Raw genomic sequence first — 24,397 nt, 5'->3', positions numbered from 1 at the left:
CGGGATCTGGCCGACAGGTGGTGGCACGGGTGTTCGAGCGGGCAGTAACCTGCGGCGGTAGCCCGCCGGAGCGCACACTATGCGCGGAATGCGTCGGACGGAGCTGGCCGTCCCGAGAAGATCAGAGGGCCGTAGGCATGCCGCAGGCCCGCCAGGATTTCCTCGAGGGGCAAGTCGTTGTAGACGCCGCGTTCGTGCACGTACTCCATGTGCGCGGAGCCGTCCGCCGCGTGCGCGTGAAACAACGCGTCGCGATCGCCGGTGAAGTCGATAGGTGGGACCCCGAATCGAGTGCACAATTCAATGTTGAACGCGGGTGTAGCTTTCAACCAGCGCCCCTCGATGTAGACGTGGCTGTATCCGTGATATACGAAGACGTCGGTTCCCATGAGTTCGCGCAGCGCGTCGGTCTGCAGATGATTGCGTACATCAGCGAAGCCGAGCCGGGCCGGTATGTTTGCCGCGCGGAACGCGGCTGTCAGTACGACCGCTTTGGGTACGCAGTACCCACGTCCGGACTCGATGACATGGCTGGCCCGGTAATGATCGGGCTTGTCAGAGACGGTGTAGGGGTCGTAACGGATCTGGTCTCGGACTGCGGCGAAGAGGCGCCGCGCCTTCTCGCGATCGGTGTCCGCGTCGCCGACCGCGTCTTGGGTGAAGGCCTGCACGGTCGCGTGATGGATGTCGAGGAAGGTCGATGCTGTGAGCGCCGCCGCCGGCCTTTCCGCTGCCGCGGGTGATGTGGTCATGGTGTGGCTCCGATCAGTTCGGACCTGTCGAGCGACGAACGCTGTGCGATCGTACGCTTCGCGTTCATGAAATCCTTGGGTCTGTTGACGCAGTCCGCGGCGATCAGCTCGCCGTCGTTGAAGTAGTAACAGGTGAAGTCACGGTCGTGGTCAGGGTCACCGCTGACCAGTACCTCGTCGTACCCGGTGTTGAGCCCGGCGATCTGCAGCTTCAGATCGTATTGATCGGACCAGAACCAAGGCAGCGCGGTGAGACCGGCTTCGTTGCCGCAGATGGTCGCTGCCGCGACCTTGGCCTGCTCGGTGGCGGCCGCCACACATTCGAGGCGGACGCGCCTGTCGTACCGTGCGATCCGTTGGTTGACGCAGTCGCCGGCGGCGACGATGTCGGGGTCGCTGGTGCGTGCATGGTCGTCGACGATGACTCCGTCGTCAACCTCGAGGCCCGCGGCGACCGCGAGATCCGTGTTGGGAATGATGCCGACACCGACGATGACGAGGTCCGCGGCCAGGGTCTCACCGTCGGCGAGCACCACCTCTTCGACTCGCCCCTCCCCGCGAAAACCCTCGACCAACGCGCTGGTGCGAACATCGACACCCTCGGTCCGGTGGGTACGGTCGAAAAACCTCGAGACCACCGGCGCGGTCACCCGCTCGAGCACGCGTTCCGCAGCCTCGAGAACAGTGACGTCCACACCCTGAGCTCGAAGTGAGGCGGCCGTCTCCAGGCCGATATAGCCGCCGCCGACGATGACGGCCCGGCAACCTGGCACCACCGCGGCACGGATGGCCTCGACGTCGGTGGCGGTGCGCAAGTAGTGGACGCCCGTCAACTCGGCGCCCGGAACGGTCAGCGCGCGGGCGCGCGCGCCGGTGCACAGTGCCAGCGTGGCGTAAGACACCACGTCTCCACTGTTGAGGGTGACGGTGTGCGCGGAACGGTTGATCGCCGTCGCCGTTCCGTCCACGAGCTCGATCCGCTGCTTGTCGTAGAACTGACGTCCGCGGATCGCGCAGTCATCAAGCTGTGATGCACCTGCCAGGTATGCCTTGGACAGCGGTGGACGCTGGTAGGGGAGCCTGCCCTCGTCGCCGATCAGCAAGACATCCCCGGCCCATTTCTCCTTTCGGAGAGCGCCCGCGAGTTGGACGCCGGCGTGGCTCGCGCCGAGGATGACGACCTGATCAGCCGTCACATTTCCCCCTTGGGGGTCAGGCGAACCATCATCTTGCTGATCCCACGGACAAAGTTCGATTGCACGTACTCCGGCTCACCCACCACCTCGATGTTGTCGAAGCGAGGGAGGAGCTCCTCCCACAGGATGCGTAGCTGGAGCTCGGCGAGCCGGTTGCCCATGCAGCGGTGTACACCGAAACCGAACGCGATGTGGTTGCGGGCGTTGGCCCGGTCGATGATGAGCTCGTCTGGACGCTCGAAGACGCGCTCGTCTCGGTTGCCCGAGGCGTACCACATCACCACCTTGTCACCCTTGCGGATGAACTGGCCGCCGAGCATGACGTCCTTCTTGGCGACCCTGCGCATGTAAGCAAGAGGGGTCTGCCAGCGGATGATCTCCGACACCGCGTTGGGGATGAGGTCGGGGTTGGCCTTGAGCTTCTCGAACTGCTCGGGGTATTCGTTGAGGGCCAGCACTCCGCCGCTCATGGAGTTGCGGGTCGTGTCATTGCCGCCGACGATCAGCAGCACGAGGTTACCGAGGAACTCCATGGGGCGATCGTCGAGGAGGTTCTTGGTGTCCTCGTTGCTTTGCAGCATGGTGATGAGGTCGAAGCCAGGCTCTTCGCCGGCCACGGTACGTGCCGCCTTGTCCCGCCACAGCGAACTCAGGCCTTGCGCCATCGCGACCATCTCACGGAAGACCCTGTCGTTGTCCGAGGGGCCGCCGTTGGCCTGCTCCATCGAGGTCGCGAGGTCGGACCATTCGACCAGCTTGTGCCGCTTGTCGTAAGGGAAGTCAAGTAGCGTCGCGAGCATGCGTGCAGTGAGTTCGATCGACACAGTCTGGACCCAGTCAAACGGCTCGTTGAGTGGGAGGCCGTCGAGGACTTCGCGGACGCGCGCGCGGATGAGCCCCTCCATCTCACGAAGGTTCTTCGGAGCCACCACGCCCTGCACTGCGGCGCGCTGCTTGTCGTGCCGGGGCGGATCCATCGCGATGAACATCGCGATGTCCATGAAACGCGGGGGCCTGCCGATGATGATGAACGGTTCGGCGGAGAACGCCTCGTGATTCTTGTCGACCGCGATGATGTCGGCGTGTCGCGTGACCGACCAGAACGGACCGAAGGGGCTCTCCGAACGGAAGTGCACCGGCGCCTCGTTGCGGACACGCTCGAAGTACGAGCGCCACATACCCTGGCGATACAGGAACGGGTTACTCAGGTCGATTTCGGCGAGATCGACCTCGTCCACCGGCGGGATCGGGGTCTCGGTGAAGATCTTCTGGCCGTCGGTCCTTGTGACGATTCGGCGGGTCTTGTCATAGACATGCGCCCCCCGGATCTGAAGGTCGATCGGGATCATTGATTGCGCCTTCTCGGCGACGGTGGCTGCGATGCTCATGATTGCATTCCTTCGTCGTTGCGGGTCAGAGTTGGAATTCCGGGAGGCGAACAGTCAGGCCGTCCCACTCCTCAGTCGCGATCATCTGGCAGGACAGCCGCGAGGTTCCTTCCCGTTCCGGATGCATGCTCAGCATCTCTTCCTCGCCCTCGCCGCTGCGCCCGACGGTCTTGATCCACGCCGGGTCGACAATGACGTGACACGTACCGCAGGCCGCTTCGCCACCACAATCACCGTCGATGCCGGGGACGGCTTCGTCGACGGCGGTCTGCATGAGCGACTTCCCCTCCACGAGATCGGCTTCGTAGTCGTCTCCATCGTGGGTGATGTATGTGATCGTGGCCATGGCCACCTCCTTGCACGTATGAGGTTCCCCTTGAGTGTGAATGTGCGGATCCCGACCGATCCATGTGTGAACGTCGCAATCTGTTGTTAATCTGGCTCACGTGACCCTCGGTGAATCCGGTGTGCCCCCGTTGGCGTTTGCACAGCTTCTCGACAGCGGTGCGCTGGGCACGGAGGCGACGAGCGCATTCGGTCGGATAATGGCCCAGGAGGGCACCGACCTCAGAACGTTGATCACGCAAGAAGCGCAGGTGCCGATGCAATGGTTTCATGACGTGTATCCGACGATGGGGCCGCACGACGGGTTTCGGCTGGGCCTCGCATTCGCTGAGCACGCTCAGCTGACCTCCTTCGGTCCACTGAGCCTGCCGCTGGTCAGTGCCGGGTCGGTCGTTGACATCGTCGAGTTGCTTCGTTTTCTGCCGTTGATCTCGACGGCGCTAAGTGCGGACTTTCATCATGGCGCCAGTGGTCTTACCATCGGTCTCGCAGGGCGCACCGACAGCGCGGGTACCGACTGCTTTGCCGTCACTTATGGGGGCCTGACCGTTCTGCGTCTGGTGAAAATACTCACAGGAGATGTGTCCTCAGCAGAGTTACACCTGACCTGCCCGGCGCCGACCGAGCCGCTGAACGTGGGAGAGATAGGGCATCGAGTCGTCTTCGATGCGCCAGCGTCATTTGTTCGCATACCAGCCGAGGCGCTTCATGAGGTGTGCCGCTTTTCCGATCCCGTCGCCTACCGGATCGGTACCGCCGAACTGCGACGGCTCTGCGATCAGCGGCGTCACAACTCGTACACGCAGCGCGTCCGAGCCCAGTTTGATGCAGACCCTGCTCGAGTCAACGCTAGTCGGATCGCAGCAGAGCTGTCGGTATCGGTAAGCACACTCAAACGGCACCTACACGCCGAGGGCACCACCCTGCGCCGCCTACGACAGCAATTCATGCAGGAGCACGCCATCCTCCGACTTCTCGATCCCGGCGTCGGAATCGGCCAGATTGCTACCGAACTGGGGTACTGCGACGTCGCAAGCTTTTCTCATGCGTTTGCTCGGTGGGTCGGCTGCTCCCCGTCGCAGTTTCGACTTCGACGTGCACGCCCGCCAGCCGCATGAATGCTCGACCAGCCCAATCGGGGCGTCAGCTGATTACACCACAACGAATTTCGCGACTGGTTCATAACGTTTCGATACGGTAACCCGGGCCCGCCCCGTCCGAAGCGCACGGTCGTTACAAGTCAGCCAGCATCGCCTACGCGGCAATTCTCAGCCACACCTCAACGTCTGCCGCCTCGCCGAGGACACCAGCCGGTTCGTTCTAGCCACCGTTATGGCCGCCATGGTGGGGTTCTCGAACAGTCTCGGCGAGGAAGTCGGTCGTTATGGCATCGGAGTCTCACTCGTCTGCCCTTCGGAGGTCAACACCGACTACTTCGAACGGAACGATGCAGACATGGGGTGGTACCCCCGGATGTCGCAGTGGTTTCCGGTTCTGGAGCCCGAAGACGTCGCTCGACGAACTGTCCGGGCGATACGCACCAACCGGCGTGAGGCCATCTTTCCCTGGGAATGGCGCTGGCCACCTGGCTGCACAAGCGATTCCCGAAGATGGGGATCAGTGTTCTCAAAGCGCTCGGCTTGGCTTGTTCCGTCCACGCGTCATCCCGCCGGGGGAGCTGGCGGGCTTGCGAACAAGGCGAGAATGACAGCGTGGATCTGCACGACGGATTCGGCACGCGAACCCCGGAGCTGGAGCAGGTGGCTCACGGTGAGTCGTACGAAGATCTCGGTGATCGACTCCAGCGCGAATTCGTCGAGATCGGGCTTCCGAGAACGGATCTGATCGGCTACCACCTGCGTCGCCCGCCCGAGGACGACCTCTGAGTCGACGGTGACCAGCGACAGGAGTTCGCCGCCCTGGAGTCTGCCCGAGATGATCGACATCAGAAGCTCGTTGTCCTCACCAAGGGTCAGTGTGCGCTCCGCGGCGGCTGTGAGTCCGTCAACGATGTCCTGTTCGTCCGCGATGCCCTCGACGACCCCGTGGAGGAAGCGGTCTGCCTCGCGTGCGATCAGCGATGCCGCAAGCTGATCCCTGGTCCCGACCTCGTTGTAGAGGGTCGTACGGCTGATTCCGACCTCGCGCGCCACCCGGGACATGTTCACCGCGGACCATCCCCGTTCCACCACGAGATCGCGAGCGGAGTCGAGTATGCGATCGCGCAGCAGGTCGCGTACTTCGTCGTGGAAGCTCGGGGGCGTAGCCATGTGTCCATCATGCCCGAATTGGCATGCAGGCCTAAGGCGCCCGCCTGAGTGTTTGACACATTAGGCAATTATGTGTAGAAACAATACAGTTCATCTCACAGTGTCAACACACTGTGTCCGACCGCACCGCCCCGCTTGGCCAGGACGGACAGAAGCGGCGACCGGCACACGGTCATCACAGGGACGTGTTCCTGTAGAGGCTCAATCAGCCACGTAATACCCACGCCCACAGACGATTGCGAGCATCCAATGAACGCTGAGGCGAGCGAGAAAGACACCGACTACGACGTCCTGGTGATCGGCTCCGGGTTCGGCGGCAGCGTCACCGCCCTTCGCCTGGCAGAGAAGGGCTACCGGGTCGGCGTTCTCGAAGCCGGCCGCAGATTCGACGATGCGGACTTCGCCAAGACCAGCTGGGACGTTCGACGATTCCTGTGGGCGCCGAAGCTGGGTGCGTACGGGATTCAGCGCATCCACCTACTTCGCGACTGTGTCATCTTGGCCGGGGCGGGAGTCGGGGGGGGCTCTCTCAACTACGCCAACACCCTTTACCAGCCGGGATCAGCATTCTTCGGCGATCCGCAGTGGGCGCACATCACAGACTGGGAAGACGAGCTGACGCCCTACTACGACCAGGCGCGTCGCATGCTGGGCGTGGTCACCAACCCGCACATGACGCCTGCCGACGAGATCATCCGGTCGGTGGCCGACGACATGAGTGTCGGCGACACGTTTGTCCAGACTCCGGTCGGGGTGTACTTCGGCGAGCCCGGTCGTACCGTGTCGGATCCCTACTTCGGTGGGGTCGGACCGGATCGCACCGGCTGCATCGAGTGCGGCGAGTGCATGACAGGTTGCCGTCACGGTGCCAAGAACACGCTGCTCAAGAACTACCTCGGGCTCGCCGAACGCGCTGGAGTGGTGGTGAATCCGCTGACCACCGTCACCGACGTGCGTCAGCGACCCGATGGCTCCTGGACAGTCGACACAGTCAAGACCGGTGCCTGGATTCGTAAGCGCGAGAAGGCGTTCACCGCTCACAATGTCGTCTTCGCGGCGGGTACCTGGGGTACCCAGCAGTTGCTGCACAAGCTCAAGGACTCCGGCCGCCTTCCTGAGCTCTCGACGCGACTGGGCGAGTTGACCAGGACCAACTCCGAGTCGATCCTCGGGGCCACCCGTTACCGCGTCGACGAATCCCTCGACCTCACCAAGGGCGTGGCGATCACGTCGTCGTTCTACCCCACGCCGGACACCCACGTCGAACCCGTCCGATACGGCAAGGGCTCCAACGCGATGGGGTTGTTGCAGGCGCCGATGACCGACGGCGACGGACGGTTGCCGCGATGGCTGCGATTCATCGGCGTCGCGCTCCGGGATCCACTCGCCACAGCACGTGTCCTGGCGGTGAAGGGCTGGAGCGAGCGGACCGTGATCGCACTGGTGATGCAAAACCTCGACAACTCGATCACCACTTTCACAAAGCGCGGTCTGTTCGGTCGCCGGCTCACCAGCAAGCAGGGGCACGGCGAGCCCAATCCCACCTGGATCCCCGCGGGCAACGAAGCCACGCGGCGCATCGCCGAGAAGATCGGCGGCACCTCCGCCGGAACGTGGGGCGAGGTGTTCAACGTGCCGATGACCGCACACTTCCTCGGCGGATGCGTGATCGGGGACGATGAGGACAACGGTGTGATCGACCCATATCACCGCGTGTACGGCTATCCGTCGCTGAGTGTGGTCGACGGTTCGGCCGTGTCCGCGAATCTGGGCGTCAACCCGTCGCTGACCATAGCTGCTCAGGCCGAGCGGGCCGCCGCGTTGTGGCCGAACAAGGGGGAGAAGGACCTTCGCCCGATCCAGGGTTCGGGTTATCGGCGCATCGAGCCCACCGAACCCCGGTCGCCGATCGTGCCGGTCTCGGCGCCTGGAGCGCTGCGACTGCCCATCATTCCTGTCCGTCGAGTGGCAGACGAGAAGATCTCGCGGGCCGCAACGCGTGAGAGCTCCGACGCCCGATGAGCGCACTCGCCCCCGAAACAGCGCTCCCGGAACGACGCCAATCGTCAACGCTCGCACCGGTTCTCAAGAAGGCGCGCCACGGTACCGAAATGGTCGGCGACTTCTTCCTCACCTTCTGGGGCATCGTCAAGATGCTCCCACGGCGTCCCTTCCAGTGGCGTGAGCTGGTGGCGCAGGCGTGGTTCATCGCGAGCGTATCGATTGTCCCGACCATGCTGATGTCGATCCCGTTCTGCGTCATGGTGGTGTTCCAGATCAACGTTCTGCTGAACGAGATCGGTGCGATCGACCTGTCCGGTGCGGGCGCGGGTGTGGCCGTCATCCGAGAGATCGGACCCATCGTCACGGTTCTCGTCGTCGCGGGCGCAGGTGCCACCGCGATCTGCGCCGATCTCGGTTCGCGCACCATCCGCGAAGAGATCGACGCCATGAAGGTGCTCGGTATCGACCCGATCCAGCGACTCGCAGTTCCGCGCGTGATCGCCTCCTGCGGCGTCGCGGTGTTCCTGAACGGCCTGGTGACCGCCATCGGCCTGGCCGGGGGATACGTGTACGGCGTCTTCCTCCAAGGTGCCACGCCGGGTCAATACATCACCGCGATCCCGATCCTCACCGGAATTCCCGACCTACTCATCAGCGAGCTCAAGGCCGGCATCTTCGGTCTGCTGGCCGCACTGGTGGCCTGCCATCTCGGCTTCAACGCGGGAGGCGGACCGAAGGGTGTCGGCGACGCCGTGAACCAGACCGTTGTCTTCAGCTTTGTGCTGCTGTTCCTCGCGAACGCGGTCATCACCACGCTCGCACTGCACTGAAGGCCTCGACATGACTGCGCGAACACAAGAGCAGGGACCACGTTGACATCGACTCAGATGCCCACCGAACCGTCGCGGCGACTGACCGACCGGTTGGACGCCGGGAAGGCGCTGAAGCCCGCCGAATCCTTCGGAGAGAAACTGGCGTTCTACGGGGTGGCGCTGCGGGCGGTACCCAAGGCGATGACCCACTATCGTCGCGAGACCTTGCGCCTGCTAGCTGAGGTGTCGCTCGGCGCAGGTGCACTCGCCATCATCGGCGGGACCGTCGTGATCATCGGATTCCTCACGGCTGCAGCCGGATACGAGGTCGGTCAACAGGGATCGAGTTCACTGGGGCGCGTCGGTGTGGAAGCGATGTCGGGCTTCATTTCCGCCTTCTTCAACACCCGCGAAGCGATCCCGGTCATTGCTGGCGTCGCACTCACGGCGACGGTGGGCTCCGGTTTCACTGCGCAACTCGGTGCCATGCGCGTGAGCGAGGAGATCGACGCGCTCGAGGTGATGTCGGTTCAGTCGCTGCCCTATCTGGTGTCGACGCGGATCGCGGCGGGACTCGCCGCTGTGGTGCCGCTGTACGCGATCGCCCTCTTCACCGGGTACGCCGCCACCAAGTTCGTGAGCGTGTTCCTGTCGGACCAGTCGCCGGGCACCTACGACCACTACTTCCGGCTGTTCTTGCAGCCCGGTGACATCGCGATCTCACTGTTGAAGGTGATCGTCATGGCGGTCGCCGTGATGGCGGTGCACTGCTACTACGGCTACAACGCCAGCGGTGGACCGGCCGGGGTCGGCGTCGCTGTCGGCCACGCCGTCCGCACGTCACTGATCATCATCATGATGGTCGACTTCATCGTCGGTATCGCCTTGTACGGCGGCGTCCACGCGACTGTGCGGGTGTCGGGATGATCGAACACTCACGCAGACAACACCTGCTGTACGCGTTCGTCGCCTTCGCCGTGGTGGTGGGCGTCGTCGTGGCTGCGCTGATGTCGTACAACGGCAGGTTCCAGGCCACCGGGTCCATCTACCTGAACGCCCCGCGCACGGGGCTGCTGCTGGTGCCTGGATCGGACGTCAAGCTGTACGGCGTAGTGATCGGTCGTGTCGCATCTGTCGACGTGTACGGCGATCACGCTCGCATCGAGCTGGCGGTGGAGGAAGACCAGCTCGGCGATCTGCCGACGAACGTCCGGGCGGAGATGGAGCCGACCACGCTCTTCGGCCGCAAGTACGTCGCGCTGACGATGCCGGAGCAGCCGGCGGCATCGACGTTGAGCGCCGGTGCCACCATCGACACCTCGCAAACGCCGGTCGAGGTCTACGACACTTTCGAGTTGCTTGTCGGAATTCTCGACCGTGTGGACCCGGCGCGGGTGAATGCAACCCTGACCGCTGTGCAGACCGGCACCGTCGATCGGGGCGAGAAGCTCGGCGAGCTGGTCGACTCGGTGAACACCTACCTCGCGACCTTCAACAAGTCACTGCCAACTCTGCAACGGGATCTCGAGCTCGGTGCGGACAATCTCGACACATTCGCCGGACTGTCACCGGACCTGATGGCCACCGTCCGTCACCTCACCACCACCTCGAAGACGATTGTGGAGAACCAGTCGCAGCTGACTGCGTTCCTGTTGAGCTTCACCGAGTTCGGGAACACCGGCAACCGGTTCATGACTAACGCGGGCACGCCACTGGTGAAGGCCGCCGACGCCCTGGCGCCGCCGGCGCAGGTGCTCGGAGACTACGGACCGATCTACCCGTGCTTCCTGGACGGACTGAACACGAGCCGCAAATATCTCGAGCGGGCGTTCGGCGGAGCGAGACCGGGCCTCGACATCGTCGGCACCCTGCTCATCGGCGACCCGCCATACCGACCGGGCATCGACGCGCCCGAACACACGGCAGGAACGGCGGGACCGAGCTGCTACGGCTACCCGCGCGCACCCGGCGAAAAGGGGCCGGGGCACGTCGACTTCGACGACGGCAGTCACGCGTACCGCGATGTGAAGTCGATCGAAGACGTCATCGGAAACCCGTTCGCCTCGATGATCTACGGAATGACGAAATGACAATCACCGGACCGGCCATCAAGCTGGGGATCTTTCTCGCTGTCAGCTCGCTGATCACCTCGGCTCTGTTCGTGATCGTCGGCGACCTGCGTTTCGGTCCGACAACGGTTTTCCGCGCTCAGTTCATGTCCGCATCCGGCCTGCGGACCGGCGACGACGTCAAGGTGGCCGGTGTGGTGGTCGGGAAGGTCACCGATGTGGACATCGTGGACTCCGGTGCGGCTGCGCAGACGGGTCTGGGAGCAGAGGTCCGTATGGACGTCGACTCCCACATCCCGGTGACGACCACCACCAACGCCTACATCAGGTACAAGAACCTGATCGGTGATCGGTACCTCGAGCTGAAGACCGACCCCGGAGACGTGGGTAGGAGGCGGTCAGCCGACAGCGTGATCCCGGTATCGCAGACCAAGCCGGCTCTCGACATGGATGCACTCGTCAACGGGTTCAAACCCCTACTGACCGGGGTGAATCCAGAGCAGACCAACAAGCTGTCCGCTGCGCTGGTCTCGGTACTCAACGGCCGCACAGCCGATATCAGCGATCTGATCACCCAAATGGGTGAACTCGGCGAAACCATCGCCGATCGCGACGCGACGATCGGATCGGTGGTCACCGATCTGAACACCGTGCTCGTAACGGTAGCGGATCGCCGGGAGGCCTTCGGCAGCGTCGTCGTCCAGTTGCAGGAGCTGGTCTCCGAGCTTGCCGGTGATCGCCGGCTGATCGCCGACGGCCTCACGAACATCGCGGGCGCGACCACCGAGCTCGACGAGCTGCTGTCCCGAGCCCGCCCCGATCTCACCTCCGACATCGAGCATCTGCGCGGTCTGGCCCAGAACCTGAACAGCAACACTTCAACGATCAACATGCTGCTCGCGAAGATGCCGGAGGCCTATCGGCTTCTGGGCAGGTCGTCGGGCTACGGCAGTTTTGTGAACTTCTTCGTGTGCGGCCTCGCGATCCGCTATCCGACGCTCGACGGCGGACATGCGGACACACCGATGGTCCAAGTCCCAGCTCGGCGCTGTAAGTGAGGGAGACAACCAGATGAGGTCAAAACATCATGAGATCTGACGACTCCCGCCGTCGAATCCGGGCCGGTCTCATCGGAATCGGGGCGATACTCGCGGTTCTCGCGCTCGCGTTCAACTACCGCTCGATTCCGTTCCTGCCCGGCGTGACCGTCGTGGTCGCCGAGTTCTCCGACGCCAGTGGCCTGAATCCCGACGACGAAGTGCACATCGCCGGCGTGGCCGCGGGGAGTGTGCAGTCGATCGAGCTCGCCGAGGACCACGTCGACGTGACGATGCGGCTCACCGACGGCTGGGAGAAGCTCGGTTCCGAGACCACGGCCTCGATCAAGGTCGAGACCGCGCTCGGGCGTCGCTTCGTCCAACTCACGACCGCCGGCCCCGGCGAGCTCGGCGACCGAATCCCGGTGTCGCGGACAAGTTCCGGCTTCGACCTCACCGAGTCACTCGACCAGCTCACCGAGACCGTCGGAGACACCGACAAGAAGAGCGTCGTCGACGCGGTCGAGAGCCTCGACAAGGTCATGAACGATCTCCCGTCCGACATCGGCGGCTCCCTGGAGAACGTCGCCGCTGCGGCACGGACGGTGTCGTCGCGCGATGCCGGAATCCGGACGCTTCTGCAGAAGGCCGATTCGGTTTCCGACGTGCTGGCCGAGCGAAAGGGCAACATCACCAGGCTCATCGACGACGGGTCGGTGCTGTTCGAGACCCTCGTCGATCGGGCCGAGGTGATCCGCAGGCTGCTCACCAGCCTGCGCGCAGTATCCACCGAGATAGAGACGTTCGTCCATGACACCGGATCGTCCACCCCACAGATGCTCGAGGAGGTCCGTCAGGTGACGGCCACGCTCAACGCCAACTACGCCAACCTCGAAAAGTCGATCAAGGGGATGCGCACATTCGTCATGCAATTCGCCGACGTCCTGGGCAGCGGACCGTTCTTCTCAGTACTGCTCCAGAACATCACGCCGGCCAATCTCCGCGGCCAGCAGCCGGGCAGTCCGGGAGGCGGGCGATGAGCACGTCATCAGCCGTCAACCGACTCGGCGGGCCCGCGGTCATCGCCCTCGTCATCGTCGCCATGGTGGCCGTGACCGCGGCGAAGGTATGGGAGAGCACGCACACCTCACGGGCCACAATCTGGTTCACGGACGGCACCGGGCTGTTCGTCGGCGATCCGGTCAAGATGCGCGGCGTCACCATCGGCACTGTCGAAGCAGTGGAGGCCACACCGGCGAAGGTTCGCGTCGAGGTCTCGTACGACGACTCGGCGTACGTGGACTCCGAGGCACGGGCGGCGATCGTGGCGCCGACCCTCGTCTCCGGTCGGTATGTTCAGTTCGTCAACCCGGTCAAGCGATCGCCGGCTGGTGCGCTGAAAGACGATGCCGTGGTGGAGGTCGGCCGGACCGCGGTCCCGGTCGGGTACGACGAGATCAAGAAGCAGGTGACCGACCTCGCGCACCAACTCGGACCTTCCACCGGCGATGAGAAGGGGGCGCTCAGCCGACTCATCGACACCTCGGCCGGTGCGCTCGACACCAGCGGCGGCTCACTCCGGAAGTCGGTCGATGCGCTCTCCGACGCGATGAGGACGCTCTCCGCGGCCGGCCCCGACCTGTTCAGCACAGTCCGCAATCTCCAGCAGGTCGTCACCGCGCTGCGCACCGCCGACCAGCAGATCGTCGGTTTCGCCTCGCAACTCGACGACGCGTCGGCCGTGCTCGACGACAATCGGACGCAACTCGATGCCGCGATCCGTGCCCTCAACTCGATGGCCCCACGCCTGCGCGACTACTTGAAGCAGAACCAGGGTGCGCTAAGCCGTGACGTCAAGGACCTCACCAGGGTGTCCCGACTGCTCGTCGACAGGCAGGACGATCTGGCTCAGATCCTGCACACGGCGCCGACCGCGCTGTCGAACCTCTACAACATCTACGACCCGGACTCGAACTCACTGACGGCCGGTCTCGCGGTGGCCGACTTCCCGGATCCGGTGTCGCTCATCTGTGCACTGCTGACAACCGTGGACGCTCCCAAGTCGGAATGCCAGAAGGCCGAGACCACCCTGACCCGGGTCATCACGTCCGAGATGGCACGCTCGACCGGTCGCCCCGAGGAGGGAGGACGCTGATGGGACACAAGCGCTTTCACGTCGGCGCGGGACTGATCGCGGCGGCCGTCGCGATGTCGACGGTGGCGGGCTGTCGGTTCGACGGCGCCAACTCGTTGTCACTGCCAGGCGACGCCGTCTCCGGTGACAGCTACAGCATCACCGTCCAGTTAGCCGACGTGCAGAACCTGGTGTCGAACTCCCTGGTCAAGCTCGACAACGCGAATGTCGGGCAGATCCGGTCCATCACAGTGCGCGAGTCGTTCGCCGAAGTGGACGTGGAGCTCTCCGAGGGAGTGGAGATCCCGAACGGTTCGACCGTGAAGCTGGCACAGACCTCGGTGCTGGGCGCGCAGTACCTGGAGTTCATTCCTCCCGCGGAGCAGACGCCGGGCAAGCTGTTGCCCGGCGACACACTCGATGTCAACAGCTCCGCAGCCTATCCGTCGACCGAGTCGGTGCTGGCGGCCTTGTCGCTGATCCTCAACGGCAGTGGCCTCGAACAGCTCCGGTCGATCATGACCGAGCTCAACGACGCCACCGATGGCCGCACAGCCGCTGCCAACCGAGCGATATCTCAACTCAAGACCTTCGTCTCCGGACTACACAAGCAACGTGATGACATCGGCCGCGCCATCGATTCGCTCGGCAAGCTCAGCGCCACGCTGGCCGATCAGAGTTCGACCGTGGCGGAGGGCATCGACAACCTGGAACCCGCCCTGACCGTGCTGGCGGACCAACGCGAGGAGCTGGTCACGATGCTCGATCGCGTAGGAGTGTTCGGCGCAAAGGTGGGCAGCGTGATCGCACGCAGCAACGCCGATCTGAACTCCATTGCCGCGGAACTCCGTCCCGCACTGAAGGGGCTCGAGGAGTCCGGCGACGACCTGGTCGGCTCGCTCATCGTCGGGCTCACCGTTCCGTTCCCGGTGACCGTCATCGACAAGGGAATGAAGGGTGACTACCAGAACCTCTTCCTGACCCTCGACCTGTCGGTGGGCGCCATACGCGACAAGGTGCTCGGCAGTATTCCCAAGGTGGCCCTGGCCAGGATGGCGACCTCGCGGCAAGCCGCGGACCCACTCCGCGCTCCATTCGGACTGCGCACCCCCACAACGGATCACAGCCCATCGAAAAAGACCTCACCGCAGCCCGCCGGGATGGGGGGCCCCCGATGAAACTCACCAGACTGGTGCGATGGCAGCTCGTCGTATTCGCTGTCCTCACCGTGGTCAGCGTAGTCTACGGGACTGTCACCTACGTCGGCATCGGTCGGGTCACCGGCATCGGATCGTATCGCGTGGTCGCCGAGTTCGACACCGCCGGCGGCATTTACGAGACCGGACTGGTGACCTATCGAGGTGTAACCGTGGGACGGGTGGATTCGGTAGACGTCGATCTGGCCGACTTGTCGGCGCCGGTTCGCATCACCCTGCGCATCGATTCGGACAACACGATCCCGCGAAACAGTGCGGCGCACATCAGGAGTCAGTCTGCGGTCGGGGAACAATACGTGGATCTGATTCCCCGCGACAACGGCGGGCCCGCGCTGACGGACGGAGACGTGTTGTCGGCCAAGGGCAATGAGGCGCCCACGCCCACCAAAGACGTCCTGGAGAGGACCATGAACCTCGTTGCGACGATCTCGCCCCAGAATCTGGAGACGACCGTCGACGAGGTGTCCGACGGGCTAGGACAGACCGGTGATCGCCTGGCTCGGTTGATCGACGCATCACAGCGGCTGCTCGAGTTGGCGCAGATCGATATCGGCCCCACCACCCGGCTGATCGACGACGCCGAACCGCTGTTGACCACTGGCAACCGGGTGGCCGCCGACCTGACCTCTGCGGTGGCGAACCTCGCGTCGTTCACCGATCAGCTCGCGCTGAGCGATGAACACTTGCGGACTCTGCTGACCCAGACCCCGTCGGCAGCCGACCAGGTGTCGGCCACCCTGACCGAGCTGACGCCTACGCTGCCGACGCTGCTCGCCGACCTCCAGTCCGTGGGACAGGTGCTGCGCGTCAACGTCCCCAACCTCCGGCACATCCTGACCGTCTATCCGGCGTTCACGTCGGGAACCCTGAACTCGGTCGACGGCTACGCGCTCGGCCAGAGTCCGCAGGCTCCACTCGACATCAAGCTCGGAAACACGCTGAACCCGCCCCCGTGCACCGAGGGATATGGCGGCAGCCGACGTCGTGACGCATCGGACATGCGGACTGTGCCGGTGGTTCCGGACCAGTACTGCGACGCGCGCCCCGACAACCCGAAGGTGGCGCGTGGCGCCCGGAACGTCCCGTGCGCGACCGACCCCCGCGTGAGGACTCCCTTAGTGGCCGATTGCCCCGGGGGACTTCCGTCCACGTGGCCGGAGATGTTGTCGCGTCCGCACTCTATGGGCGACGCCGGCGGTGACCCAGGGGCGAAGAGGGTGCCGAAGCGCTTACGTACAGCGTCGAAGCCGGTGCCGTATTCGGAGACCACCGGAAGGTTCCGAGGGCCCGACGGGGTGACGTACTTCGTGGGAACACCCACCAACTCAGCTTCGGCGAAAGGAAAGGCGACATGGCAGTCGTTACTGATCAAGTAGAGGCCACCGGTCCGGAAGTCGACGACGACGCGGTCGGCCCGGAGAGCGCCGGCGAAGGGGCGGGCACTGCTCCACTCCGGTCCGTGGTCACCGTGTGGGCGCTGGTGGCGGCCCTCGTGGCGGTGCTCGCGCTGCTCGGCGTGAAGGGCACCGATCTCTATCAGGCCAAGCAGGACGAGAAGCGGAACTCTGAGGTACTCGACGTCACCCGCGAGGTGGTCGCCGGACTCGTCAGCCTCGACTACCGCCGGTCGAAGGCCGACCTGGATCGGATCAAGTCCGTCGCCACCGGATCCTTTCAGCAGCAGTTTGAACAGCTGGCGACGTCGTTCGAGCAGGTCCTTTCCTCCGGCGAGGTCCTCTCGACTGGATCGGTCAAGGAGGCGGGGATCATCACCGCCGACGACGACGCCGCGCGGGTCCTGGCCGCGGTCAGCTCGATCGTCAAGAACACCGAGGCACCCGACGGGCAGCAACGCGTCTATCGGATGAAGGTGGATCTGACGGCCGCCGACCATGCGTGGAAGGTCAGCAACGTGGAGTTCGTGTCATGAACGCGGGGAGCGCGGACCAAGAGGCGTCGACCGACGCGAAGGCGGCAGAACCGAGGAGGAAGCCATGAACAAGGTTGTGGAGCAAGATATCTCATCCGAGTTCGCCGAGGCGGAGGTGGATCGCGACGTCGACACCGACGCGGCGCCTACCGACGGCGCCGAGAAGCAGGACAAGGTGCGCGGCGGTCATGTCAAACGACTCGGCCCCGTCGTTGTGAGCTGGCCCGCCAGACTTTCGACAAAGGCGCGTAACGGGTTGGTCAGGGTGCTGGCGGCACTCGTGATCGCCGGCGCCGGTGGACTCGGCTACGTGTGGTTCGCGACGAGCGCGGCGACGACGGAGGCATCGGCGGGGCAGTCCGCGCTTGCATCGGCACGTACCGACATCCCCAAACTGCTCAGTTATGACTACCGAACAGTCGACACCGCGCTGCCCGAAGCTGCCGAGACCATGCTGACCGGCAGGTTCCTCGACGAATACACCCAACTGGGCGAATCAGTTATTCAACCTGCTGCCAAGAAGGAGCAGATCGTCACGAACGCCGAGGTGGTCGACGCCGCACTCGTCGCGTCGGACGCCGATCACGCAACCGTCCTGCTCTTCGTCAACCAGACGACGTCCAAGAAGGACGCTGAGGGGCCGCGACTCGACGGCAGCCGCATTCGCGTCCAGATGGCCAAGGACGGCGATCGCTGGAAGATCTCCGAATTCACACCGGTGTAGCCGCGGAAACCCTGAGCCATCCACACCACACCATGGAGAACAACTCATGACTCTCACCACCGATTTCACCACAGTCGCGGAGCTCGACAGTGCGCTGCTACGACTCAGCGCAGGCGAGCGCCGGTGGGCAGACCTCCCGCTGACCCGGCGCGCCGACCTTCTGCAACAGGTGGCGCACCAGGCGGCCGAGCAGGCATCGGATTGGGTTGAGGCCGCGTGCCGTGCGAAGCGGATCTCGCCCTCATCGCCGCTCGCAGGCGAAGAATGGCTGTCGGGGCCGTACCCGGTCATCACGAACGCTGCCACGCTGGCCCGTTCTCTGCGCGACCTGAGCAGCGGCGACAGTCCCATCGCCCACGTACCGACTTCCGTCGCTCCCGGCGGTCGTGTTGCGCTCGACGTCTTTCCCCATCAGATCTGGGATCGGCTACTGCTGTCGGGCGTCTCGGCCAAGGTCTGGCTGAAGCCGGGGGTGAGTGTCACCCAGGCGCGGTCGGCGGCGGGATTGGCGCAACTCGACCCCGCGACGACGCACGGCATGTCAGTCGTCCTCGGCGCCGGCAACATCACCTCGATCGCCGTGCTGGACACCCTGTACGAGCTGATCGCGCACAATCGCGTCGTGATCCTCAAACTGAACCCCGTCTTGGGCGAGATGTTCGACGCGATCAACGCCGTCCTGCGACCCCTGTCCGAGCGCGGCTTCGTGGAGGTCGTCAGGGGCGGTGTCGAGGTCGGCTCGTATCTCGTCGATCACCCGAATGTGGCGCATGTCCACATCACCGGAAGCTCGGCAAGTCACGACGCCATCGTCTTCGGCACCGGCCCGGAAGGCGAGGCCCGTCGCCGGGCCGGCGTACCGAAGCTCGGCAAGACCATCACCAGTGAACTCGGCGGCGTATCACCCACCGTCGTCGTCCCCACCGGGTGGTCGGCCAAGGACATCCGTTTCCAGGCGGAGCACCTGGCCACCCAGCGTCTGCACAACGGCGGCTACAACTGCATCGCCGCCCAGGTTGCCGTGATCCCGTCCGAGTGGTCCAAGAAAGGGGAGTTCCTCCGGGAACTCCGCGACCAGATCGACAAGGCTCCCGCGCGGCCAGCCTATTACCCCGGAAGCGACCAACGGGTCGCCGCGGCAGCCGACCGGCACGCCACGGCCAACGCACGCGAGAACGGCCGGCTGCTGATCGAGGGGCTCTCACCGGACCAGGTGGCCGAGGCCTTCACCGTGGAGTACTTCTCGCCCGTGCTGGCCGTCGTGGAGATCCCCGGAGACGGGATTGCCTACCTCCGGGCAGCGAGCCGCTTCGTCAATGAGCGGCTCGAGGGCACTCTCGGCGCCAACGTCTTGGTGCACCCGAGATACCGCCGCAAGCTCGGTCGAGAGTTCGAGTGGTTCGTGGAATCGCTCCGCTACGGCACGATTGCGATCAACGCGTGGACGGGGGTCGGTTATCTCACCGCAGCAGCACCATGGGGCGGCTTTCCCGGTGCGACCCTCGTCGATGTCGAGAGCGGAATCGGATTGGTACACAACGCATCACTGGTGGACGACACAGAGCGCACGGTCGTGACCGGCCCGTTCCGCCCGCTGAGCCGATCTCTGATCACCGGCCAGCTGTCGATCACGCCGAAGCCGGCGTGGTTCGTCAGGAACACGCATGCGCACCATGTAGGCCGAAAGATGGTTGCATTCGCGGCAGATCCGAAGGCCACCCGGCTGCCGTCGCTCTTTGCGTCCGCCTTACGCGGCTGACGCACCGCGCGCAGCGAGGTGCCCCGTCACGAAGCGTACGGGGTGTGGTGCGTCCACCTCAGGCCGGCTCGAGCGCCCGCTTGGCCTTCTCCAACGCGGCGAGCGTGCGCAACACGGAGTCGCGCTTCGCGGTCAGGTCGGACACCTTGGCCTTGCCACTCAAGCCGCCATCCTTCTGCGCGACCTGCAGACGTTCCTCGATCTCGGTGAGCTGCGCCAGGAGGCTCTGCGCCCGGCTCATGAGCTCGGCGCGGTCGGGTCGTGAGACGTTCGCCGGCCCGGCGACGCCGGACCTGACATTCTGCGGCTTGGTGGCCACCGCCTTCCCGCCTGCCTTCGTGGGCAGTCGTCGTCGCGGTTCGACGCTTCGCCGCCGGGAAGCAGCACGCGGGGGAGTCTGCGTGCGCGTCTGGTTGAGCACCGTCCGCGCCTCTCGCCGCGGAACTCCGCGATTTCGTCGGTGGACGAGCACCACACGCAAACACTCGAAGTGGTTTCGGTCACGAACGCATCGGCAGCAGCGGGATTCACGGGGAAAAGAGTACGAAACAAAGTTTTTCACCCGGAAATCGGGTTTCCGGTACACCGTATCCCGCCGCTGACTTGACCCGCCGGACCGTCCCCGACGCGCTGTTCATCGTCGTCGAGCAACTCGGACCCACCCTCGTCGTTGCGGACACGAGCTCGAGCCGGCGGCGGGGCAGTGGCGTTTACCGGCCACCCCCGGCGGGAACCTCATCTGCGTGCGATTACCTTCGGTACAGATGACGACGTGTCGGGCTGGAACAACCGGCCCTGCTCGACGGTGACGACCGTGTACCTGGCCGAGGCATTGCTGGTTGTGGCGGAGGGTCAGCAACCTCCGGGTCTGATGCCGGCCCGGCAGCAGATGGCGGTGTCCCTGGGCTGGCACATCGTCCTTGCGTGTTTCGGGGTGGCGTTCCCGACGATGATCTTCGTGATGCGCCGTCGCGGCATCGTGCGCGACGGCCCTGTCGCAATGGGACTGGCCCGACGGTGGGCCAAGGTGTCGGCAGTGCTGTTCGCGATCGGCGCGGTCTCGGGCACGATCCTCAGCTTCGAGATGGGTCTGCTGTGGCCCGGTTTGATGGGCCGGTTCGGTGACGTGCTGGGATTGCCATTCGCGTTCGAAGGGCTGTCGTTCTTCGTCGAGGCGATCTTCCTCGGGATCTACCTCTACGGCTGGGACCGCATGCCGCCTCGACGCCATCTGCTGATGCTGATTCCGATGGGCATCGCCGGGGTCGTCGGGACGTTCTGCGTGGTCTCGGTCAATGAGGTTCCCCCCGAACCGTAGAGGCATCGATAATGAGGAGCACGATGCCAGAGAAGCGGAAGAAGTACGACCGGGAGTTTCGTGATGGGGCGGTCCGGATCGTCGAGGAGACAGGTAAGCCGATCGCCCAGGTCGCTCGAGACCTGGGGGTCAACGAGGGCACCTTGGGTAACTGGGTCAACCGGGCGCGCGCCGAGCGGGAGGGCCGCGGCGAGCTGACCGTTGATGACGCTGCTGAGCTCAAACGGTTGCGTGACGAGGTCGCTGAGCTGCGCATGGAGCGTGATGTCCTAATAGGACGTGTCAGAGCACGGGTCCGGTCAGGTCGAGGAACGACGTCTGGTGATGTCGTAGCCCGTTGAGGTTTTGCTTGAGACCGACGCAGCCCGGCGTGTCGGGTCCGGCTCTGGCACCGCGGTAGGCGAGGGTCGGTCGTGGTTCGAGCCCGCCCGCGGGGTGAGGTCCTTGATGTGCTGAGCCGCGAGCTCTTGCTGAGATCATTGACATCCCCGCTGGTTGCTGGGATCGCGAACGGCTCTATCGGAGGTCAGGCCCTCGAGCCTTGCTATTAGGTCGCCGCGCGGTGTCACCGGTCCTCGGACCGGAGTAACGGATTCCACTACTGCGTAAGGAGACTGGATGGCGATCTACTGCGGGATCGACTGGGCCGAAGGGCATCACGACATCGCCCTGATCGATGACGAAGGCGCACTGGTCGGCAAGCGGCGCATTGACGAGAGCATCGATGGCGTTGCTGAGTTGACCGCGATGTTGGCCGCGGCCGGCGACACGGTGCACGAGCCGATCCCGATCGCGATCGAGACTCCACGCGGGTTGCTGGTCGCGGTGCTGCGCGCGACCGGCCGGCCGATCTATCCGATCAATCCGCTGGCGGTGGCGCGTTATCGGGAACGGACGTCGGTCTCGGGCAAGAAGAGTGATCACGTGGATGCGATGGCGTTGGCAAATATTCTGCGCACTGACGCACATTTGCATCGGATGCTGCCCGAAGACACCGCTTTGGCGCGTTCGATCACTGTGCTGGCCCGCGCCTATCAGGACGCGGTGTGGCGGCGCACCAAAGCTGGTACAGGAATTGCGCGCTCGGCTGTGTGAGTATCACCCTGGTTTTCTGGCCGCGTTTTCTGCCGGATCGGGCTCTGGGCGCGGACTGTCAACTACCCGGCTGGCCAGCGCCGATGCGCGTGCGGTGCTGGCTATCGCGCCCAGCCCGGCCGAGGCAGAGAAGCTGTCGCGAGCGCGGATCGAGACGGCGCTGCGCCGCGGCGGTCGGCAGCGGCGGATCGCCAGCGTGGCCGAGAGTGTCCTCGTCGCGCTGCGCGTCCCGCAGCTACGGCAAGAACCCGTGGTGGAGCAGGCGATGCGCATCGAGACGCTGGCGATGCTCGGGGTGCTCAACGCGGTCTGCGACTCGGTCGACCAGCTCGCCGCCGCTCTTCGCGAGGCGTTCGAGCAGCACCCGGACTACGAGATCATCACCAGCTTTCCAGGGCTGGCTGATATCTCGGGAGCCATCGTGCTCGCCGAGATCGGCGACGACCGAGATCGTTTCGTCGACGACCGCGCGTTGCAGGCATTTGCCGGCTCCGCGCCGGTCACCCGAGCATCGGGCAAGTCTCGCACGGTGGTCCGCCGACGGACGAAGAACAACCGGCTCGCCGGCATTGGCTACTCCTGGGCGTTCACCGCCGCCGCGAGACCGTCACCGACACGTGATCACTACCTACGCCGCCGTGAGCGCGGCGACGGCCACCCGGCCGCGCTGCGGCACTTGTTCAATCGGATGCTCGGCCAGCTGCATCACTGTCTGGCCTCCGGCCAACTCTACGACCCGATCAAGGCCTTCCCGCACGCAGCCACCGAACCCGCCGGCGCAGTTGCTGCTTGACACGATCGCGACATCGGAGGTCTCAAGCGATCAGTGGTCCTGTGGGTGAAGGAGGCGACGAAGTGAGCGTGGCACGCTTTATCGCCGACCAGAGGACCAACTATCGGGTGCCACACGCGGTGTCCTGCCGGCTGCTCGGGGGCAGCGAGGCGTGGTTCTACAAATGGCATAAGCGGACCCAATCGCCGGGTGCGGCAACGGGTTTGCACACCACCCGCGACTATCGCCGGGACACCATCGACCGGGCCGTGGCGGTGGCGTTCGACAAGGCCCGCGGCCTGCACGGGTCACCGCGCCTGCATGCGGATCTGCGTGCTGACGGGTGGACGGTGACCGAGAAGACTGTCGCTGATTCGATGTGTCGTCAGGGCCTGGTCGCGCGGCGGATCCGCCGGCGCAACGGGCTGACCCGTCAGGACAAGACCGCCCCGAAGTTCCCCGATTTGTTGGGTCGCGATTTCACCGCACAGTGCCCCGATCAGCGGTGGGTCGGCGACATCACCGAGATCCCGACCGCGGCGGGCAAGCTGTATCTGGCCACGGTCATCGACCTCTACAGTCGCCGCCTGCTGGGGGCGGCCACCAGTCGTCACCCGGATGCAGCGTTGGCGTGTGCGGCGATCGAGATGGGGGTCGCCACGCGGGGCGGTATGCAGGCGATATGGCGTGATGACGATGCGCAGAAGCTGATTTTCCACACCGATCGTGGGTCGACGTACACCGCGAAACGGTTCACCAGGCTGTGCCAGAAGATGGGTATCCGGCAGTCGATGGGCCGGGTCGGATCGTGTTTCGACAACGCCGCAGCGGAGGCATTCTTCTCTTCTTTGGAGTGGGAAGTGTTGTCACGCAACGAGTTCCATACTATCATGGAGGCGCAGGCGGTCGTGTTGGAGTGGTGCTACGGCTTCTACAATCACCAGCGTCGCCACAGCGCGATCGGGATGATGAGTCCGGTCGACTACGAGAACACCGCAGTCACCGAGCCCGAAGCCGCATAGAGGAGTCCTCCACGATTCCGGGGGAACCACACCTGACCGAGGCACACACCACCGGCCGCCTGGTCTCCGAACTCAAACGGCTCCGCCGCTACCGGCTGATCATCATCGACGAGATCGGCTACCTGCCGTTCGACTCCGATACCGCCAACCTGTTCTTCCAACTCATCGCCAGCCGCTACGAACAAGGCTCGATCCTGATCACCTCGAACATGCCATTCGGCCGCTGGGGCGAAGTCTTCGCCGACGATGTCGTTGCCGCCGCACTCATCGACCGCCTCGTCCACCACGCCGAGGTCATCACCATCGACGGCGACTCCTACCGCACCAAGACCCGACGACAACTCGTCAACGCCGACCAGTAACCACACCAAAAGGGGGTCAAATTTCAACCGTCGATAAGGGGTCAGTTTTCGGCCGCCGTTGACAGATAGCCGTTTGCGCGGTCTCGATGGTGTCGAAGGCGCCAGTCTCGTCGAGAAGCTCCCGGCGCAATGTGCGATGGAATCGTTCGATTTTGCCGGTCGTGGTCGGTGACCGGCGTTTGGTCAACCGC

The 24,397-nt window shown here is 64.6% G+C and carries 22 protein-coding genes and 3 pseudogenes; 18 read left to right on the top strand and 7 right to left on the bottom strand.

Annotated elements, in window-relative coordinates; all coding sequences use genetic code 11:
* Positions 1-77: 77 nt before the first annotated feature.
* From EEB19_RS21370 to EEB19_RS21355, 4 genes are read right to left on the bottom strand one after another with little or no spacing between them, the layout of a single operon-like run.
* Positions 78-752 (bottom strand): transglutaminase family protein, encoded by a 675-nt coding sequence (locus EEB19_RS21370; protein WP_005195131.1) that lies wholly within the window; start codon positions 750-752, stop codon positions 78-80.
* Positions 749-1,948 (bottom strand): NAD(P)/FAD-dependent oxidoreductase, encoded by a 1,200-nt coding sequence (locus tag EEB19_RS21365; protein ID WP_005195132.1) that lies wholly within the window; start codon positions 1,946-1,948, stop codon positions 749-751. Before EEB19_RS21365 ends, EEB19_RS21370 begins: the two co-directional genes overlap by 4 nt.
* Entirely contained in the window at positions 1,945-3,336 is a 1,392-nt protein-coding gene (locus EEB19_RS21360; RefSeq protein ID WP_005195133.1) for a cytochrome P450, read from the bottom strand. Before EEB19_RS21360 ends, EEB19_RS21365 begins: the two co-directional genes overlap by 4 nt.
* Positions 3,337-3,361: 25 nt before the next feature.
* Positions 3,362-3,682, bottom strand: coding sequence for a 2Fe-2S iron-sulfur cluster-binding protein (locus EEB19_RS21355; RefSeq protein ID WP_005195134.1), 321 nt, complete (start codon positions 3,680-3,682; stop codon positions 3,362-3,364).
* 100 nt (positions 3,683-3,782) lie between these two features.
* On the opposite strand from EEB19_RS21355, the gene EEB19_RS21350 reads away from it, so the two are divergent.
* Positions 3,783-4,799 (top strand): AraC family transcriptional regulator, encoded by a 1,017-nt coding sequence (locus tag EEB19_RS21350; protein ID WP_005195135.1) that lies wholly within the window; start codon positions 3,783-3,785, stop codon positions 4,797-4,799.
* 543 nt (positions 4,800-5,342) lie between these two features.
* Here the strand turns inward: EEB19_RS21350 and EEB19_RS21345 are convergent.
* Positions 5,343-5,951: a TetR family transcriptional regulator gene (locus EEB19_RS21345; RefSeq protein ID WP_005201328.1), complete on the bottom strand. Its 609-nt coding sequence runs from the start codon at positions 5,949-5,951 to the stop codon at positions 5,343-5,345.
* Between the two features lie 249 nt (positions 5,952-6,200).
* On the opposite strand from EEB19_RS21345, the gene EEB19_RS21340 reads away from it, so the two are divergent.
* From EEB19_RS21340 to EEB19_RS21285, 12 genes are all read left to right on the top strand, one after another.
* The gene (locus EEB19_RS21340) at positions 6,201-7,973 is read left to right on the top strand and encodes a GMC oxidoreductase (RefSeq protein ID WP_005201331.1); all 1,773 of its coding nucleotides are present in this window, start codon (positions 6,201-6,203) and stop codon (positions 7,971-7,973) included.
* Positions 7,970-8,785 carry an ABC transporter permease gene (locus tag EEB19_RS21335; RefSeq protein WP_005201333.1) on the top strand — a complete coding sequence of 272 codons (816 nt, stop codon included), beginning with the start codon at positions 7,970-7,972 and terminating at the stop codon, positions 8,783-8,785. The genes EEB19_RS21340 and EEB19_RS21335 overlap by 4 nt, the downstream gene beginning before the upstream one ends.
* Before the next feature lie 57 nt (positions 8,786-8,842).
* Complete coding sequence (locus tag EEB19_RS21330; RefSeq protein WP_006369842.1) at positions 8,843-9,694, top strand: ABC transporter permease; 852 nt, start codon at positions 8,843-8,845, stop codon at positions 9,692-9,694.
* Positions 9,691-10,857: an MCE family protein gene (locus tag EEB19_RS21325; RefSeq protein WP_005201337.1), complete on the top strand. Its 1,167-nt coding sequence runs from the start codon at positions 9,691-9,693 to the stop codon at positions 10,855-10,857. Before EEB19_RS21330 ends, EEB19_RS21325 begins: the two co-directional genes overlap by 4 nt.
* On the top strand, positions 10,854-11,894 hold the full coding sequence (locus EEB19_RS21320) for an MCE family protein (RefSeq protein WP_005201339.1): 1,041 nt from the start codon (positions 10,854-10,856) through the stop codon (positions 11,892-11,894). The genes EEB19_RS21325 and EEB19_RS21320 overlap by 4 nt, the downstream gene beginning before the upstream one ends.
* 29 nt (positions 11,895-11,923) lie before the next feature.
* On the top strand, positions 11,924-12,913 hold the full coding sequence (locus EEB19_RS21315; protein ID WP_005201341.1) for an MCE family protein: 990 nt from the start codon (positions 11,924-11,926) through the stop codon (positions 12,911-12,913).
* Positions 12,910-14,028, top strand: coding sequence for an MCE family protein (locus EEB19_RS21310; protein ID WP_020169772.1), 1,119 nt, complete (start codon positions 12,910-12,912; stop codon positions 14,026-14,028). The genes EEB19_RS21315 and EEB19_RS21310 overlap by 4 nt, the downstream gene beginning before the upstream one ends.
* A complete protein-coding gene (locus tag EEB19_RS21305) occupies positions 14,028-15,185 on the top strand; it encodes an MCE family protein (RefSeq protein WP_006369841.1) in 1,158 nt (385 codons plus the stop codon). The genes EEB19_RS21310 and EEB19_RS21305 overlap by 1 nt, the downstream gene beginning before the upstream one ends.
* Positions 15,182-16,600 (top strand): MCE family protein, encoded by a 1,419-nt coding sequence (locus tag EEB19_RS21300; protein ID WP_005201346.1) that lies wholly within the window; start codon positions 15,182-15,184, stop codon positions 16,598-16,600. The genes EEB19_RS21305 and EEB19_RS21300 overlap by 4 nt, the downstream gene beginning before the upstream one ends.
* On the top strand, positions 16,576-17,154 hold the full coding sequence (locus EEB19_RS21295) for a hypothetical protein (protein ID WP_026919819.1): 579 nt from the start codon (positions 16,576-16,578) through the stop codon (positions 17,152-17,154). The genes EEB19_RS21300 and EEB19_RS21295 overlap by 25 nt, the downstream gene beginning before the upstream one ends.
* A 64-nt stretch (positions 17,155-17,218) precedes the next feature.
* Positions 17,219-17,878, top strand: coding sequence for a hypothetical protein (locus EEB19_RS21290; protein WP_005201351.1), 660 nt, complete (start codon positions 17,219-17,221; stop codon positions 17,876-17,878).
* 46 nt (positions 17,879-17,924) lie between these two features.
* Positions 17,925-19,637, top strand: a complete 1,713-nt coding sequence (locus EEB19_RS21285; protein WP_020169775.1) for an aldehyde dehydrogenase family protein — start codon at positions 17,925-17,927, stop codon at positions 19,635-19,637.
* Between the two features lie 58 nt (positions 19,638-19,695).
* On the opposite strand, the gene EEB19_RS21280 is transcribed toward EEB19_RS21285, so the two are convergent.
* Entirely contained in the window at positions 19,696-20,058 is a 363-nt protein-coding gene (locus EEB19_RS21280) for a hypothetical protein (protein ID WP_262365841.1), read from the bottom strand.
* 351 nt (positions 20,059-20,409) lie between these two features.
* Here EEB19_RS21280 and EEB19_RS21275 point away from each other — a divergent pair, with 351 nt between their 5' ends.
* The 5 genes and pseudogenes from EEB19_RS21275 to EEB19_RS21255 form a co-directional block, all read left to right on the top strand.
* Complete coding sequence (locus EEB19_RS21275; protein ID WP_005201356.1) at positions 20,410-20,955, top strand: cytochrome ubiquinol oxidase subunit I; 546 nt, start codon at positions 20,410-20,412, stop codon at positions 20,953-20,955.
* Positions 20,956-20,978: 23 nt separating this feature from the next.
* A complete protein-coding gene (locus EEB19_RS21270; protein ID WP_187589356.1) occupies positions 20,979-21,296 on the top strand; it encodes a transposase in 318 nt (105 codons plus the stop codon).
* 277 nt (positions 21,297-21,573) lie between these two features.
* Positions 21,574-22,843: pseudogene (locus EEB19_RS21265) on the top strand (IS110 family transposase).
* Positions 22,844-22,905: 62 nt separating this feature from the next.
* Positions 22,906-23,844 carry an IS3 family transposase gene (locus tag EEB19_RS21260; protein WP_187589355.1) on the top strand — a complete coding sequence of 313 codons (939 nt, stop codon included), beginning with the start codon at positions 22,906-22,908 and terminating at the stop codon, positions 23,842-23,844.
* Between the two features lie 41 nt (positions 23,845-23,885).
* Positions 23,886-24,206, top strand: a pseudogene (locus tag EEB19_RS21255) (ATP-binding protein); the annotation flags it as partial.
* A gap of 64 nt (positions 24,207-24,270) precedes the next feature.
* On the opposite strand, the pseudogene EEB19_RS21250 reads toward EEB19_RS21255, so the two are convergent.
* A pseudogene (locus EEB19_RS21250) lies at positions 24,271-24,397 on the bottom strand (integrase core domain-containing protein); the annotation flags it as partial.

The sequence above is a fragment of the Gordonia sp. OPL2 genome (assembly GCF_003797825.1).
Taxonomy (GTDB): Bacteria; Actinomycetota; Actinomycetes; order Mycobacteriales; family Mycobacteriaceae; genus Gordonia.
This window is presented reverse-complemented; position numbering and strand designations above follow the sequence as displayed.

Bases quoted from the DNA above. Each gene is read 5' to 3' on its own strand.
- EEB19_RS21370 (WP_005195131.1), bottom strand. From the start codon at position 752: ATGACCACATCACCCGCGGCAGCGGAAAGGCCGGCGGCGGCGCTCACA.
- EEB19_RS21360 (WP_005195133.1), bottom strand. From the start codon at position 3,336: ATGAGCATCGCAGCCACCGTCGCCGAGAAGGCGCAATCAATGATCCCG.
- EEB19_RS21355 (WP_005195134.1), bottom strand. From the start codon at position 3,682: ATGGCCACGATCACATACATCACCCACGATGGAGACGACTACGAAGCC.
- EEB19_RS21345 (WP_005201328.1), bottom strand. From the start codon at position 5,951: ATGGCTACGCCCCCGAGCTTCCACGACGAAGTACGCGACCTGCTGCGC.
- EEB19_RS21340 (WP_005201331.1), top strand. From the start codon at position 6,201: ATGAACGCTGAGGCGAGCGAGAAAGACACCGACTACGACGTCCTGGTG.
- EEB19_RS21335 (WP_005201333.1), top strand. From the start codon at position 7,970: ATGAGCGCACTCGCCCCCGAAACAGCGCTCCCGGAACGACGCCAATCG.
- EEB19_RS21330 (WP_006369842.1), top strand. From the start codon at position 8,843: ATGCCCACCGAACCGTCGCGGCGACTGACCGACCGGTTGGACGCCGGG.
- EEB19_RS21325 (WP_005201337.1), top strand. From the start codon at position 9,691: ATGATCGAACACTCACGCAGACAACACCTGCTGTACGCGTTCGTCGCC.
- EEB19_RS21320 (WP_005201339.1), top strand. From the start codon at position 10,854: ATGACAATCACCGGACCGGCCATCAAGCTGGGGATCTTTCTCGCTGTC.
- EEB19_RS21315 (WP_005201341.1), top strand. From the start codon at position 11,924: ATGAGATCTGACGACTCCCGCCGTCGAATCCGGGCCGGTCTCATCGGA.
- EEB19_RS21310 (WP_020169772.1), top strand. From the start codon at position 12,910: ATGAGCACGTCATCAGCCGTCAACCGACTCGGCGGGCCCGCGGTCATC.
- EEB19_RS21305 (WP_006369841.1), top strand. From the start codon at position 14,028: ATGGGACACAAGCGCTTTCACGTCGGCGCGGGACTGATCGCGGCGGCC.
- EEB19_RS21300 (WP_005201346.1), top strand. From the start codon at position 15,182: ATGAAACTCACCAGACTGGTGCGATGGCAGCTCGTCGTATTCGCTGTC.
- EEB19_RS21295 (WP_026919819.1), top strand. From the start codon at position 16,576: ATGGCAGTCGTTACTGATCAAGTAGAGGCCACCGGTCCGGAAGTCGAC.
- EEB19_RS21290 (WP_005201351.1), top strand. From the start codon at position 17,219: ATGAACAAGGTTGTGGAGCAAGATATCTCATCCGAGTTCGCCGAGGCG.
- EEB19_RS21285 (WP_020169775.1), top strand. From the start codon at position 17,925: ATGACTCTCACCACCGATTTCACCACAGTCGCGGAGCTCGACAGTGCG.
- EEB19_RS21270 (WP_187589356.1), top strand. From the start codon at position 20,979: ATGCCAGAGAAGCGGAAGAAGTACGACCGGGAGTTTCGTGATGGGGCG.